Source organism: Methylovulum psychrotolerans (assembly GCF_002209385.1).
GTDB lineage: Bacteria > Pseudomonadota > Gammaproteobacteria > Methylococcales > Methylomonadaceae > Methylovulum > Methylovulum psychrotolerans.
Genome location: NZ_CP022129.1, coordinates 3,910,780 through 3,925,309 on the forward strand (window position 1 = coordinate 3,910,780; position 14,530 = coordinate 3,925,309).

Consider the following 14,530-nt stretch of genomic DNA (forward strand, 5'->3'; position numbering starts at 1 on the left):
GCGTTAAGCGTTTTTTGTTAAAATATCCGCCATCAACAGCAAAGAGACGCAGCTATGAGTATCTAACAGGTAAATTAAGCTCATAGCTTAAAATCCCTATCTGTTTCGGTCGCCCTGTCTTTTTCAAAAATACGGGTGTCAATATCGATAGGATCTGCTTCATATTTCTTAAGAAAATTTTGTAAGGCCGTTCCTGCCGATAACGAAGTATCAGCCTCCTTAAGTGTAGGGGGGCTAAGGTCAGCGTTCTCGGATGCCCCAATAGCTTGCGCTTGGAGATAATGGTCATGATTAAGCGCGAAATCCTCAATACCCGCGTCAACTGTCGGCAAAGCAATGGCCGGATTTGTCCAAGGATCATCAGTAACCGCCTGTTGCTTAACAAAAACGGCAAAGAACTTAGCTTCGGTCAGCAAACTTTGCTCCAACTCCTGAATGCGTTGTTGTAGGCGTTCTTTCGGTAAGGTATCTGGAACAGTAATCGTAATTTGCATGGCGGTTTCATCCGTAGGAAAGGAAGTGCAAAAGTGGCAGGGCAAAAACTGCCTAAGCTTACCCAATAATGGGCTAAAATTATGGTAACACGGCGTTTATCCGCCGCCAAAATGCGGCACGCGATACTTCACGCCTGCGGCAACAGTTAATTTACCCCCGCTTACACCTTTACACTCGATCATCAAGTTTTTCATAAAGTCACCTCTAAATAGTGGGGAAGATTAGCGGAGAGCTAAGGCTTGTTAAGGTGGGCAACTCCCTCCCCTGATGGGGAGGGTTGGGGTGGGGAGAATAAAATCAATGACTTATGCTCATGGCTAAGAGATTTTAATCAGACTGTTTTTATTTCGTTTAATGAAAAAAGCCTTATTTAGATTCTCCCCACCAAGCTGTCCGCATCGATCAGATCCCGGCTCCGCTCAACTGCCCGCTTTTTTTAACCATGTTAATAATCTAAAAAATTCGTTTATTATCGTCCATATAGCCACAAAAACCCTTAACTTAATGGCAGTGAGGGCTGGGGTGGGGTTTAACACGCTGAGGCGTAATGGAACACCTACTTAATTTTATGCACGTTCCTTAAAGCTTTTACACGGGAGCAGTCCACCTGACTTTAGCGGCTACCGCCCTGACATAATGGCTAGGGCAGGCGGTAGGTTCAAACGGGGCTTTATGGGTGGCGGTAAGCCGAATCGGCGGCATCTTCGGCCATGGCTTTGGCGGTCGATTCAAATTTGCCGTGTTCGCTGCCTTTTACCATGACCATGACGGCAATGGCGGCGGCAACAATACCTACAACGATAAACCAGAAATTGTCGCGTTCTTTCACTTCGTTCATAACATAAGTTCCTGTAGTGGCTAAGGTTTGAGGGTGGGCTGCGTCGACGTGGCGCTATTTAAACAAAAAATGCCATAAAAAAGTTGAGCAAGATCAAGTATTGTGCGGTTTTTCATCGGGTTGTTGCCAATTGTTTATTTTGTAGTGGTTTTTTGGGCGGACGCAGAGGGAGGATAAGGTGGTTTTTTTGTTGGCGGTAGAGGCGGGCTGTTGGGGTGTATGGCTTGCTTGCCTGCCCTTGCTATGGAACTTCCTTTCCCCACCCCCTGTCCACGGTGCAGGAATGTGGCAGGCTTTACAATTAAGCCGTATCGCTATACGCTTATGGGGTTTATCTTACTCTTATCTAATAGCTTAACGGACGCGATGATGGCTTTATGACGCAATGGCTGCTGGTGGTGAATGTCGGCAGTACCTCGGTGAAGACGCAGTTGTTTGACGGCCTGTTGCGGACGCGGGCGGCATTGGCGGCGGATTACGGTGATCCCGCCGCTGTAATGCTGACGGGGCTGGATTGGCAAGGCGGGGCAGTGGCGACGCTGTTGGGGCCGTTGCCGGACGTTGCCGCCGTGTTGGCGGCGGTGCTGGCGCGTTGGCAAACGTGGCTGGATGCCGCCGGGGTACGGCTGAGCGCTATCGGCCACCGGATTGTCCACGGCGCGGACTGGTTCGGTACCTTAACGCCCATCAGCCCGGACGTATTGGCGCGGCTGGCGGCGTTGGACGCTTACGCGCCGCTGCATAACCCGTTTAACCGCTTAGGGGTGGGGCAAACCTTGGCGATCTTTCCGCAAGTCGCCCATTTCGCTTTGTTTGATACGGGATTTCACCGCCAATTGCCGATGGTCGCCAAACGCTACGCCATCCCTGAGGCCTTATCCACGACCGTGGCGTTTTACCGTTACGGTTTTCATGGCCTATCCTGCCAACACAGCCTCAACACCGCCGCGCATTGGCTGGGCCGTACGCCTGCCGAGCTGAACTTGATTATCCTGCATTTAGGTGGCGGTGCGAGCGCTACGGCGGTGCGCGGTGGGGTCAGTGTTGACACCTCTATGGGGTTTTCGCCGACTGCCGGCCTAATGATGGCGGGGCGGTGCGGCGACCTTGATCCGATGATTGTGCTGACTTTGCAGCAACAAGGCTTGCCGCCTGCGCAACTTAGCGGGATACTCAACCATGAGAGCGGGTTACACGCGGTATGCGGTGAGGGGGATATGCGCCGGATTTTACACCGTGCTGATGCGGGCGACGCGGCGGCGGCGTTGGCGGCGGCGATGTTTTGCTATCAGTTGAAAAAGTATATCGGCGCATATTGCGCGGTGTTAGGCGAGGTGTCGGCGGTGGTGTTTACTGGCGGCATTGGCGAACACGCCGCCGTAATCCGCGCCCAGACCTTAGAGGGCTTGGGGCCGCTAGGTTTCGCGCTCGACCCCGCCGCTAACCAAGTGCTGGTCGGCGGCGGCGATATTAGCGCGGCGGACAGCCGGGCGCGGGTGCTGGTGATCCCCGCCGAAGAGGCGCAGGTCTGCGCGGGGCTGATGCTGGGGGCTTTGGCTGCATAAGGTCTGTGTGGAGCGCGGGCATCTTGCCCGCAAAAGAGGCGGGCAAGATGCCCGCGCTCCAAGGTCATATCATCTGACACTATTTTTCCGGACACGCTGTGTCCAATGATTAACTTGAGTATGAGGAAGCGAATGGAACCTAAAAACCACGATCTGCGTTTGTCGGCGGAACTACTGGAGCGCATGAATGCGTATTGGCGGGCGGCCAATTACTTATCGGTCGGGCAAATTTACTTGCTCGACAACGCCCTGCTGAAAGAACCGTTAAAGCTGGAGCATGTCAAGCCGCGCCTGTTGGGGCATTGGGGTACTACCCCTGGGCTGAATTTTATTTATGTGCATTTAAACCGCCTGATTAAGGCGCATGACCTGAATATGATGATGGTGTGCGGCCCCGGACACGGGGGGCCGGCGATTTTGGCGAACAGTTGGCTGGAAGGCACTTACAGCGATTATTATCCCAGCATCAGCCAAGACAAGGACGGCATGAAGGCCTTGTTCAAACAATTCTCCTTCCCCGGCGGCGTGCCCAGCCATGTCGCGCCGGAAACCCCCGGCTCCCTGCATGAGGGCGGCGAATTGGGCTATGCCTTAACCCATGCCTACGGGGCGGTGTTTGATAATCCCGATCTGATCGCCTGTTGTGTGGTCGGCGACGGTGAGGCCGAAACCGGCCCTATGGCGACGGCGTGGCATTCCAATAAGTTTTTAAACCCTAAACGTGACGGGGTGGTGTTGCCGATATTGCATCTGAACGGCTACAAAATCGCCAACCCCACCATTCTGGCGCGGATTGATGAAGATGAGCTGATCCAACTGTTCGCCGGTTACGGCTACCGCGCGTATCTGGTCGAAGGCCATGATCCTGAGATTGTCCATACCCGTATGGCCAGTGTTTTGGACCAATGTCTGGACGAGATTGCCGCTATCCAACAGCAAGCCCGCACGGGCGAATTGCCCATCAGCCGCCCGATTTGGCCGATGGTGATTTTGCGTACCCCCAAAGGTTGGACGGGGCCTAGCAGTGTTGACGGTAAAAAGACCGAGGGCTTTTGGCGTTCCCACCAAGTGCCGCTGGCGAACCTGGCCGAAAATCCTGAGCATTTAGAAGGCTTGGAGCGGTGGCTGAAAAGTTACCGCCCTGATGAGCTGTTCGACGAGCAAGGCCGCCCGCTGCCGGAGTTGCTGGACTTGGCCCCGAGCGGCCAGCGGCGTATCGGCGATAATCCCCATGCCAACGGCGGTTTGCTGTTGCGTGACTTGCGCCTGCCCGACTACCGCTGTTACGCGGTCGATGTGCCCGCCCCTGGCGCGGTGGTCGCCGAAGCCACACGGGTGATGGGGCGGTTGCTGCGCGATGTGCTGCGCAATAATCAGGAGCAGGGTAATTTCCGCATTTTTGGCCCCGATGAAACCGCGTCGAACCGTTGGGATGATGTCTTTGATGCCACCTCACGGGTGTGGATGGAAAAAATCCTTCCCGAAGACACCAACCTGTCACAAGACGGGCGGGTTATGGAAATCCTCAGTGAACACACTTGCCAAGGCTGGTTAGAGGGCTATCTGCTGACCGGGCGGCACGGCTTTTTCTCCTGTTACGAGGCGTTTATTCATATTGTCGATTCCATGTTCAACCAACATGCGAAATGGCTGAAAACCTGTAACCGCATCCCGTGGCGCCGCCCGGTCGCGTCGTTAAATTATCTGCTGACTTCGCACGTCTGGCGGCAAGACCATAACGGTTTTTCGCACCAAGACCCCGGCTTTATCGACCATGTCGTCAATAAAAAGGCCGAAGTCATCCGCGTTTACCTGCCGCCCGATGCCAATACCTTGCTGGTGGTGACCGACCATGTTTTGCGTAGCCGTAATTATGTCAATGTGATTGTCGCGGGTAAGCAGCCAGCGGCGCAATGGCTGAATATGGACGCGGCGATTAAGCATTGCGAGGCGGGCATCGGGGTGTGGGAATGGGCGAGTAACGACTGTGGCTGTGAGCCGGATGTGGTGATGGCCTGTGCGGGCGACGTGCCGACCTTGGAGGTGTTGGCGGCGGTCGATATTCTGCGCCAAAAAGTCCCTAGCCTGAAAATCCGCGTCGTTAATGTCGTTAACCTGATGCGTCTGCAACCGCCGAGCGAGCATCCTAATGGCTTGTCGGATAAGGATTTTGATGAGATTTTCACTAAGGATAAGCCGATTGTTTTCGCTTACCACGGTTATCCGTGGCTGATCCACCGCCTCTGCTACCGCCGCACTAATCATGCGAACCTGCATGTGCGCGGATATAAGGAAGAAGGCACGACTTCCACGCCGTTTGATATGGTGGTGATGAACGACATGGACCGCTTCCACCTCGCCGCCGATGTGATCGACCGGGTGCCGCGCTTGGCGCAACAGGCGGTGTATTTAAAGCAATACATCCGCGATAAGCTGATTGACCATAAGCATTATATCTATAAGTATGGCGAGGATATGCCGGAGATACGGAATTGGCAATGGCCTTTGCCGGTTGTGGCTGCGGAAGAGGCGGGGGATGGTGGGCGCGAGGGCTGAGGTTTGGTGGGGTGACGGTTTCGCCTTCTAGTACCTAAAGCTCCCATTGACGCTGGTTCCCAAGCTCTGGCTTGGGAACCCAGCTTTTCGAAGCTCCCGCTTCGGTAATTCGCGGCTGCCCCGTACTGACAGGTGTGCCTGTCCCCCCGCTTTAGGCACCACGGGCTTTCCGGGATTATAAATTCCCGAAGCAGGAGCTTCGGCGCTTGGGGTTCCCAAGCCGGAGCTTGGGAACCAGCGTAATCTTTATTTGCACTGGTTCCCAAACTCTGGTTTGGGAACCTAGCTTTTCCGAAGCTCCCGCTTCGGGAATTCGCGGCGGCAAGTAGCCACTGCCGACAGGTGTATTAGTCCATCCGCTTTAGGCCCCACGGGCTTTCCGGGATTATAAATTCCCGAAGCGGGAGCTTCGGCACTTGGGGTTCCCAAGCCGGAGCTTGGGAACCAGCATAATGAGTGGAACCAGCGCAATGAGCGCAACCCGCGTAGCCTTCCCCGTTTTCCTCACCATGCCCGTGTGACTTCAATCAAGCCCGGTTGCCCCAGATAATTACGCGCACTGGAGTAACGCCAATGCTCAGGCAAATCGACATAACCACGCTTGACGGGGTTATGATGGATATAGTCTAATTTCTGCCGCATAACCGCCTCGGATTCAATGAGCTGTGGATGGTTGCCCTCTTCCCATACCTGATACTGGCTAGCGGTTTTATGGGCGCGTTTAAATCGGGCGAGAATCTCTAAAACCCGTGCTGATGAACGTTGTTGCAGATAATCGACCAGTTGCCTGGCTGTCCAAGACTTAAACCGCTGCATGTCGCGGCTTAAATCCGCCGAAGCGGCGATCAGATGCAGGTGATTTTCCAGCAGCACATAACCGTAAATCTTAAAATCCGCTTCTTGCTGTAAAAACCGCCAGCTATCCAAGACGATATTGGCCGTTTCCGTGCGCGTAAACAGCGGCTGCCAGTGGTTGATGGTGGCGGTTAAAAAATGCGGATAGCCTGTGTGGTGTATGCGGTAGCGGCTTCTGGGCATGGGGGATACCTGGATGTTTTAGGAAAAAATGGCTTAAGCTTAAGTGGTGGGCCGGCTCGCACTTTGTCCCTATCCGGTTCCCAAGCTTCGGCTTGGGAGCTTAGTTCTTCGAAGCGCCCGCTTTGGAAATTCTGGACGCTTTTTTCTAGTGCTGTTCGGGTAGGCTTTACCAACGGTTCTGTCCGATGTTTTAGCGCAATCGCTGACAGAATACTTACTTTGCAATTCTCGAAGCAGGAGCTTCTCGCATTGAGGTTCCCAAGCCAGAGCTTGGGAACCAGCGTTAACAGTTTTCTCGCGCCCTTCGCGGCGGTTCAGCATTGCGCAGTGAAAGGAATAAAATGCCCTCGCCCAATGGAGGTGGTACGTCTCAGGACGAATGCCTTAATGCTTGTATTAGGTTGTTATGGCACTTATCCAGTAATTTTGGTGGCAGGCTGAAAGGGAGGGTCTCGCAGAAAATAGGTTGCTAAGGGTAAATGAATATTGTATTATTTCAATAATATAAGTTATTAATTGGCTATATTCCAATTTTTAAAGGTTCGCGTACAGTCATTTAAGCGTGTATAACCGATTTGTTATGTGTTTCTGATTACCTTAATCGTTTTGGTAACAGGGGCACTTCGATGTTATTTTGTCGCTAGTTGATAGGGGAAGCCGTTTTAACTTTTCGGTCTTAGGCTTTATGTAAAATCGGTTGGTTTTTGGGTTTTGCTGTAGGTGTTCTGGCGATGCCCCTCTTACTCACGCTAGGTATGCTATGGAACTCATGCCCCTCATTGCCAGATTTGATGCGGTCATGTCACCGGGTCTTGATTACCCGCTGTGTCCTGATTACCCGCCGCGTCCGACCCGCCAAAGTATCGGGAGAATCGAAACCCACTTCGGCATTGCTTTGCCGCCAGCACTTATCGAGGTCGCACTGCATTCACGGTCGTTTGGCCGTTGGTTTGCTGGGCTGGGGCCGGACTATACCAGACTTGACCACATTATCCGCATCAACAGCTATTGTCGACGGCGGCGGCGAAGCAGGGCGATACCCAAGTATCTTATTGCATTCAACCTGGGCTTTGACGAGGATTTCTATTGTTTTGACGCGCGGCACTACAACCACCAAACGGGTGAGTATTTTATCCGGTATTGGAGCCCTGGAATGGAGGAGGGCGATCCATATTGTAGTGTTGCGGAGTATTTGGAAGTCTGTGTAAAGGGTTGGGAAACTGCGCGTCGGGGGCGGCGGGGATAGGCTTCGGCTATTTCTGGGCGGTATGTTCTTCACTGCACGTTAGGTGCTATTTTGTGGTACTCAAATGAAAATAAAAGCGGTTTTTGGGTTAATTATGGGCTTGCAGTGCGGTGATTCGTGGGCACAACAATTCTCCATCCCTGCGGAATTTGTTTCTGAAGTAAAGCAAGCTGAAACAACGGGAGTTGAATTGTTCCGGGTGTTTGCTAATGCCAAGCCTATAACGTCGCCAACAGAGCTAAAGGCGCAAAGCACAGCCGAAACTGCCCCAATAGACCGCTGTGATACGCCTTATCGGACGGTGGTTCTGCCACCCAAAAAAGCACAAAAATCGATAACGGTTTATATTATGGGTATCCCTTCACTCATGGCCGGCATAATGGGCGGGCGGCATTTTCGGGTAGAGGTTTCGCCAGATGGCGGCAGCGTTTTATCGGTCACACCTTCCACCCAAACCTGCCTCTTTACCAAACCAAACGCTATGCCTAATGGCGCAAAGTCTGTTGGGGCATTGATGACCCATATTCTGTCGGTAGCCCCAACGGAATTTCAGGTATTTCTGAGCCTGTACAATAAACAGCCTCTTTATGTGGGGACAAAAGCGGGGGTATGGCGGATTGAAAACGGTAAGGTTTCGTATGTCAGTAAGCCGAAATAGTCGGCCACACAACGGGGGCGAGCCTATGCCTTTTAGACAAGCGTTAGGGCAAGCAGTCTGTTTCACGATACGATACTTTAAACGTCTTAGGTTAGCCGATGAAAGCTATAGTTAAGTTTTTTGTTTGGGCAGCTTTTGCCTGTTGGCCGCTATACTCTGGTGCGGCGGTGGAGATGACGGTCGTAACGCCTAGCGGGGTTGTTGCCTTCACCGTTGAGGAGCAGTGGCAGGTGTTGTCTATGCAGCCGACGTTGCCGATTGCCGCCGCTGTGTTTCAGCTACCCAATCAGGCGGATGAAGGTACTGCGGACTCGACCAATTTGATCCTACAACTGTATGACCTAAAATCGCCGGAGGCGTTGCAAGCCTTACAGAAAGTCGGGCAGGTGTTCGGTGCTGCCAAGCCTAAAGAGGAGGTGTTCAAGGGTTGGGTGTTGTATAGGCAAGACTCGGTTCAGGATGGCACGGCGTATTCGGTTATCGATGCCAAACAACGTCTTAAGACAGTAGCGGCAAGTGTCCGGCTGGCGTGGCCGCATTTAAAAAATAATCCGGCGGCTTATGATGCCCAAATGGTCGCGGCGTTGCATAAGGTTTTGTTGTCGGTTCAGGAGCGGGTCGGACCTTGGCGACCGGAAAGCGGCGCGGTTATCCGTCGGCCTGAGCAATAGCGCGGCGGGCTTGTTATTGGGCGGTATGCCCTTTCACTATTAGGCTAGGCACACGAATGATGACAAATTGGAAGCCAAAAAAATGGCTGGCGATCCTCTTGGGGTTTTTTGTACCGTCGCTTGGGATGCTCTATATGGTTAGGGTGAGGTTGGCGGCTGCTTATTTTCTGGCGGGTCTTGTTGCGGGGAGTCTTGATCTTTGGATGGTGTTCAGTCAGGCCCCGTGGGGGCACTATCTTTTCTTTGGTTGGACGCTTATGGCGATAGGTGCGGTGCATAGCTATTGGCTGGTACGGCAAAACCGGACAATACGGGTTAGGCCTTGGTACAGTAGATGGTATGGCTTGATTACCTTGCCTATCATGCTGACTGTTATGGTCTTTTCGTTTAGGGCGTTTTTGTTTGAGCCTTTTCATATACCGCCCTCAAGCTCGATGTCACCTTCAATGAATCCAGGCGATATTCTGGTGGTCAGTAAGTGGGGTTACGGGCATTACGCAACATTCGGCATTACCTTGGCTAGGTCTGGCTTAGCAAAAGAGGTTAAGCGTGGTGAGGTGGTGGTTTTTGCCTATCCTAAAGATCCGTCAGTTGAGTATGTAAAACGTGTGGTTGGCTTGCCGGGCGACACGATAGGCTATGATAAGGACTCCCTAATTGTTAATGGCAACCCCGCCGCCAGGGTTTTTGCGGCGAAAGGCACGGATGTTGACGTGTTTTCGGAGGTGCTGGGCGAGAGCCGTTATCAGATACAAGTCGTGCCTGATGCGCCTTCTGTTAAGGGCAGTGTGACCGTGCCGGCGGGGGCGGTGTTTGTGATGGGTGATAACCGCGATAACTCTAATGACAGTCGGTTTTTTGGTCCTGTCCCGCTGGAAAATATTGTCGGGAAGGTAATTTACATTATTCGGGCAGGCAATCATAATTAGGTTTTAGAACATATAACTACAAGGATAAGGGATATGGGCGAAATGGTAGCGGATAGTTTTAACTTAGCTAGGTTTGTTAACGCCCAAGCCGATTGCTATCAACGGGTGTTGGCGGAGTTAACGAATGGCAAGAAGCAAAGCCATTGGATTTGGTATATTTTTCCGCAAATTGCGGGGCTGGGGCGTAGTGATATGACCCAACGCTATGCCATTCAAAGCCTTGCTGAGGCGGTGGCTTATCGCCAGCATCCGCTGCTCGGCCCGCGCTTGCTGACATGTTGCGGGCTGGTGGTGGCGGTTGAAGGTAAGACGGCTTTAGAGATTTTGGGTTCTGGGATTGATGTGCAGAAATTTCAGTCGTCTATGACGCTGTTTGCGCTCACGGCGGATGGGCAGTCGGTTTTTTCGGCGGCGTTAGACAACTATTTTGCGGGGGTGGCGGATGCCCGGACTTTGGCTTTAGTTCAGCGGTGATTTGGCCGCATGGGCGGGAGGCTCTGTAGCCCTATGATCATGTTAAAATAAATAGCTTAGATTTTAGGCAGCAGGAAAGTCATTTAATTTAATAAAAACAACAAATTGGAGTAGAGTGCGGCCCTCATCCCCTAATGGTTATAGAGTCCGGTGTTAAGCAAACGACAGGCTAAACGTTGGCACACACGGTCAGGCTATCGTGCAATGGCTAAAGACCATTGCACTCCGTTCGGTGCGGCCTCTCCAGTGGAGTGCAAAGGTCTTTAGCCTTTGCCGAGGGCTTTAACCCCGCGCCTAACCCAAGCTGTCAGGTTAGCCTGTCTCTGTGTCGCTTAATGAGTGGCGGCATCCATACCATTAAATCCCATCTCCACAGGATAGCCCCATGAAAACCCTGCGCATAGAAGTTTTTAACGCCAGCCCCAGCCTTGCGCAATTGCGGTTTTTTGCCGATGGTAACCGCCAGCCGCGCACCCGTGATTTAGCCCCTGCCGAATTAACCGACTTTTGCCAACGTAGCCTAGCGCATTACCAAGACGGCTTATCCTTGCAAACCTTGGGTAAAGCGTTGTTTGACTGGCTGCATGGTAAGGAAGGCTATTTGGACGATTATAGCCAAGATACATTGCTGTACATCCCTAGCAGTCCCCTAGGTGAGGTTGCGTGGGAGTTGCTGCACAATGGCGGGTATTTATGCGCCAACCCGCACCACCCGTTTACCCCCTTGCGCCGGGTTGCGGCCAGCCAACGCCCCGCCCAGCCGAAAAACCGCCCTTTGCGCTTGTTGTTTATGGCGAGTTCGCCGAAAGATGTCCGGCCCTTGCTCCAGTTTGAACAGGAAGAGGCGTTAATCTTAACCGCCACCCGCGCCAGTAATTTGGAATTAGTGGTGGAAGAAAGCGGCTCTTTGGAGGGCTTAAGCGAGCGCATCAGTGATGGCGATGCTACTGATAGCTTTGATGTCGTCCATATCACCGGCCATGCCGATATTGTCAATGATAAGCCGATATTCTGGTTGGAAGACGGGTTCGGCCAAGCCCAACTTGCCGATGCCGATGCGATTGCCGGGGTTTTTAGCCGCTATGAGCGGTTTCCGCGTTTGCTGTTCCTGTCCGGTTGCAAAACCGCGCAAGCCAGCTCTAAGGCCTTGCCCAGCTTATGCGAAGCCTTGGTGTCGGCGGGTGTGCCAGCGGTGTTGGGTTGGGCTAAGCCTGTGGGTGATTTAATCGCCAGTTTTACCGCCCAAGAGCTGTATCAACGCTTGGCGGAGGGCGTGGAGTTGGGGCGGGCGGTCAGTTTGACCCGCCAAGCGCTGTACCGCGAAGAACAACGCCTCCTACAAACTGACCCCACTTATAAGCCGCAATGGCATTTATTGCGCTTTTATAGCGACGACACGCCGTTGACCGCCTTGGCCATTAAGGGTAAGCGGCGGGCGGTGCGGGAGATCCGCCAAGAATTTTTGGACAATAACGTTAAGGTCGAAGTCTGCCCGCGCGAGGCGTTTGTCGGTCGGCGGCGGCTGTTGCAACAGGCGTTGCGGGTTTTGCGTCGCCAGCAAGGTGATAAGGATTACGCCGAGGGTGTGGTTTTGACGGGTATGGGCGGTTTGGGTAAAAGTAGCTTGGCGGTGCGTATTTGCCAACGCTTGGAGCATTACCTGCCGCTGCGCTGTATTGCCCACGGCAAAATAGATGAAATTGTGTTGCGTAATTTGCTGGGCCATAACCTGCCCGAACACGCCGCCGCCATTAACGACATCCTTAACCAGCCGCAAGCGTTGGCGCTACGGTTGCGGCAGATTTTTCAGCAATTTCCTAAATTCGATGAAGCCCTGTTTGTGTTTGATGATTTTGAGCAGAATTTTCGCGCTGATGATTACCAGAACGTAGAGCCTATCGCTTACGGAATTATCACCGCCTTGCTGACCGCTATCCGGCAAACGGGTTCGCCCAGCCGTGTCCTTATCACCAGCCGCTATGCGGTGGCAGTAACCGCCCCGTTACGGCTGGCCGACATCGCCTTAAGCTCTTTCCAAGGCGCGGACTTGGACAAAAAAACCGCTGCCTTACGCTTAAGTTATTTACCGCCTAAGCCGGACACCACGACGCTGGCACAAGAGCAACAGGCGATCCAACTGGCCGCTGGCAACCCGCGCTTATTGGAACGCCTCTATCAAGTGGTGGCTTCTGACTTGGATACGGATGCGCTGTTTACGCAATTGGCGGAAAAACAAGCCGAGTTTCGGGAAGAGCTGTTGCTGGCAACTTTGCTGGGCTACCAAAACACCGCTACCCGCCGACTGATTGCTGGCTTGGCGTTGTTTGAGGTGTTTATTCCTGAAACCGTCTTGGCGGCGGTGTTGGATTTGCCGGATTTTGTGGCCTGTCTGCACGCGGCATTGGCGGTGGGCTTGGTGGAAACATCGGCGGCGGGGTATTTTGTTTCGCGTTTGTTGCTGCCGTTGTTGGTGGGGGAGTTGGATGCAGGGGAGCAGCGGGGGATTTATAGCCTGGCGGCTGAGGGTTTGTATGGGCTGTGGTGGGAGGGTGATTCTGCCATTAGTTTGGAAGAACATGCGGAACTGAGCCGGGTCGCCAAGCGGGGTGGGCAACAGCGTTTGTATTCTAAAGTCACTGGGCCTCTGGCTCAACGGTTACAGGATCTTTGCCGTTATGATGAAGCCAAGGGCTTGTATGAAGGGCTGTTGCCGATATGCCAAGCGTTAGGTGACAGAAAAGGCGAAAGCTTTGTTTATAATCAACTGGCACTGATTCAGGATTTGCGCGGTGATTATGCAACGGCGTTAGCTTATTACCAACAAGCATTGCCTATCCAGCAAGACATTGGCGACAAACAAGGCGAAGGTGCGACCCTCAACAACATTTCCCAAATCCACCATGCCCAAGGCGACTACGGCACCGCCTTGCGCTACTTGGAACTGTCCCTGCCAATTTGCCAAGCCATTGGCGACAAACAAGGCGAAGGCGTGGCCCTCAACAACATTTCCTCAATCTACCAGGCTCAAGGCGACTACGGCATCGCCTTGCGCTACTTGGAACAGTCGCAGCAAATCTGCCAAGCCATCGGCGACAAACGCCAAGAAGGCACGACCCTCAACAACATTTCCCAAATCTACAAGGCCCAAGGCGACTACGGCACCTCCTTGCGCTACTTGGAACAAGCGCGGCAAATCTGGCAAGCTATCGGCGACAAACAAGGCGAAGGCACGACCCTCAACAACCTTGCCACAACCGCACACGCCCAAGGCGACTACGGCACCGCCTTGCGCTACTTGGAACAAGTGCTGCAAATTTGCCAAGCCATCGGCGACAAAAGCCAAGAAGGCGTGAGCCTCAACAACATTTCCCAGATCTACGCTGCCCAAGGCGACTACGGCACCGCCTTGCGCTACTTGGAGCTGTCGCTGCACATCTGCCAAGCCATCGGCGACAAAAGCCAAGAAGGCGTGACCCTCAATAATCTTGCCACAACCGCATACGCCCAAGGCGACTACGGCAGCACCTTGCGCTACTTGGAACAGTCGTTGCAAATCCGCCAAGCCATCGGCGATACAGCGGGTGAATGTGCGACTTTGTTTAATATCGGGCATAGCCATTGGCAAAATGATGAGCAGGAACAAGCTTTGTCCACTTGGCTACAGGCTTACCGTATCGCCAAACGCATCGGCTTGGCGGAAAGGTTGCAAAATTTAGACCGATTAGCCAAAGACTTGGGCGGTGAGGGTTTGGCTTTTTGGGAACGCTTAAGCTTGGCGGATTAGGTTTGTGCTGTTCCGTTCCTTTCCCTTCGGCTTCGCTCAGGGTGTGGGGCGTTGGCTGAGCGGAGCCGAAGCCCGTTTTCTGAATGTAGGCTTTACGTTGTAAAAAAATCGGCCTTAACCGCGCTGCCGGGAAAACTTTTTCCGCCTGCTTTTGTGTTACATATCAAAACCCTATTCACTTGCTTATTGCTTTTGTGAAGGATTCACGTTTTAAGTGGTAATTGTTCATTTTATTGTTGGTTTTGTTGTTGTATAGTCGGTCGGGGCGGTTTTGGC

11 protein-coding genes are annotated in these 14,530 nt (G+C 53.0%); 8 read left to right on the forward strand and 3 right to left on the reverse strand.

Translation table 11 applies throughout. The annotated features are described in order from the left end of the window. Positions 1-80: 80 nt before the first annotated feature. Both CEK71_RS17645 and CEK71_RS23265 read right to left on the reverse strand, forming a co-directional pair. On the reverse strand, positions 81-494 hold the full coding sequence (locus CEK71_RS17645; RefSeq protein ID WP_088620612.1) for a hypothetical protein: 414 nt from the start codon (positions 492-494) through the stop codon (positions 81-83). A 671-nt stretch (positions 495-1,165) separates the two neighbouring features. Further along, positions 1,166-1,333: a hypothetical protein gene (locus CEK71_RS23265; RefSeq protein ID WP_198328299.1), complete on the reverse strand. Its 168-nt coding sequence runs from the start codon at positions 1,331-1,333 to the stop codon at positions 1,166-1,168. Between the two features lie 377 nt (positions 1,334-1,710). Between CEK71_RS23265 and CEK71_RS17650 the strand changes: the two genes are divergently transcribed. Together CEK71_RS17650 and CEK71_RS17655 are read left to right on the forward strand one after the other, a co-directional pair. Beyond that, positions 1,711-2,898, forward strand: a complete 1,188-nt coding sequence (locus CEK71_RS17650; protein ID WP_088620613.1) for an acetate/propionate family kinase — start codon at positions 1,711-1,713, stop codon at positions 2,896-2,898. 132 nt (positions 2,899-3,030) lie between these two features. Then, a complete protein-coding gene (locus CEK71_RS17655; protein WP_088620614.1) occupies positions 3,031-5,454 on the forward strand; it encodes a phosphoketolase family protein in 2,424 nt (807 codons plus the stop codon). 504 nt (positions 5,455-5,958) lie between these two features. Here the strand turns inward: CEK71_RS17655 and CEK71_RS17660 are convergent. Continuing rightward, entirely contained in the window at positions 5,959-6,492 is a 534-nt protein-coding gene (locus CEK71_RS17660) for an REP-associated tyrosine transposase (RefSeq protein WP_088620615.1), read from the reverse strand. A 799-nt stretch (positions 6,493-7,291) separates the two neighbouring features. On the opposite strand from CEK71_RS17660, the gene CEK71_RS24175 reads away from it, so the two are divergent. The 6 genes from CEK71_RS24175 to CEK71_RS17690 all read left to right on the forward strand — a co-directional run bounded on the left by CEK71_RS24175 (position 7,292) and on the right by CEK71_RS17690 (position 14,254). Then, positions 7,292-7,738, forward strand: a complete 447-nt coding sequence (locus tag CEK71_RS24175; RefSeq protein WP_408630495.1) for an SMI1/KNR4 family protein — start codon at positions 7,292-7,294, stop codon at positions 7,736-7,738. Positions 7,739-7,802: 64 nt separating this feature from the next. Next, positions 7,803-8,396: a hypothetical protein gene (locus CEK71_RS17670; RefSeq protein ID WP_088620617.1), complete on the forward strand. Its 594-nt coding sequence runs from the start codon at positions 7,803-7,805 to the stop codon at positions 8,394-8,396. Positions 8,397-8,494: 98 nt separating this feature from the next. Next, a complete protein-coding gene (locus CEK71_RS17675; RefSeq protein WP_088620618.1) occupies positions 8,495-9,067 on the forward strand; it encodes a hypothetical protein in 573 nt (190 codons plus the stop codon). Positions 9,068-9,123: 56 nt separating this feature from the next. Beyond that, positions 9,124-9,996 carry a signal peptidase I gene (gene lepB / locus CEK71_RS17680; RefSeq protein ID WP_088620619.1) on the forward strand — a complete coding sequence of 291 codons (873 nt, stop codon included), beginning with the start codon at positions 9,124-9,126 and terminating at the stop codon, positions 9,994-9,996. A 33-nt stretch (positions 9,997-10,029) separates the two neighbouring features. Continuing rightward, positions 10,030-10,470: a DUF1810 domain-containing protein gene (locus CEK71_RS17685; RefSeq protein ID WP_232463681.1), complete on the forward strand. Its 441-nt coding sequence runs from the start codon at positions 10,030-10,032 to the stop codon at positions 10,468-10,470. A 385-nt stretch (positions 10,471-10,855) separates the two neighbouring features. After that, a complete protein-coding gene (locus CEK71_RS17690; RefSeq protein WP_088620620.1) occupies positions 10,856-14,254 on the forward strand; it encodes a tetratricopeptide repeat protein in 3,399 nt (1,132 codons plus the stop codon). Positions 14,255-14,530 lie beyond the last annotated feature (276 nt).

Excerpts from the sequence above, each read along its gene's own strand:
- lepB (WP_088620619.1), top strand. The coding sequence starts at position 9,124 with ATGATGACAAATTGGAAGCCAAAAAAATGGCTGGCGATCCTCTTGGGG.
- CEK71_RS24175 (WP_408630495.1), top strand. The coding sequence starts at position 7,292 with ATGTCACCGGGTCTTGATTACCCGCTGTGTCCTGATTACCCGCCGCGT.
- CEK71_RS17655 (WP_088620614.1), top strand. The coding sequence starts at position 3,031 with ATGGAACCTAAAAACCACGATCTGCGTTTGTCGGCGGAACTACTGGAG.
- CEK71_RS17685 (WP_232463681.1), top strand. The coding sequence starts at position 10,030 with ATGGGCGAAATGGTAGCGGATAGTTTTAACTTAGCTAGGTTTGTTAAC.
- CEK71_RS23265 (WP_198328299.1), bottom strand. The coding sequence starts at position 1,333 with ATGAACGAAGTGAAAGAACGCGACAATTTCTGGTTTATCGTTGTAGGT.
- CEK71_RS17650 (WP_088620613.1), top strand. The coding sequence starts at position 1,711 with ATGACGCAATGGCTGCTGGTGGTGAATGTCGGCAGTACCTCGGTGAAG.
- CEK71_RS17670 (WP_088620617.1), top strand. The coding sequence starts at position 7,803 with ATGAAAATAAAAGCGGTTTTTGGGTTAATTATGGGCTTGCAGTGCGGT.
- CEK71_RS17645 (WP_088620612.1), bottom strand. The coding sequence starts at position 494 with ATGCAAATTACGATTACTGTTCCAGATACCTTACCGAAAGAACGCCTA.
- CEK71_RS17660 (WP_088620615.1), bottom strand. The coding sequence starts at position 6,492 with ATGCCCAGAAGCCGCTACCGCATACACCACACAGGCTATCCGCATTTT.
- CEK71_RS17675 (WP_088620618.1), top strand. The coding sequence starts at position 8,495 with ATGAAAGCTATAGTTAAGTTTTTTGTTTGGGCAGCTTTTGCCTGTTGG.
- CEK71_RS17690 (WP_088620620.1), top strand. The coding sequence starts at position 10,856 with ATGAAAACCCTGCGCATAGAAGTTTTTAACGCCAGCCCCAGCCTTGCG.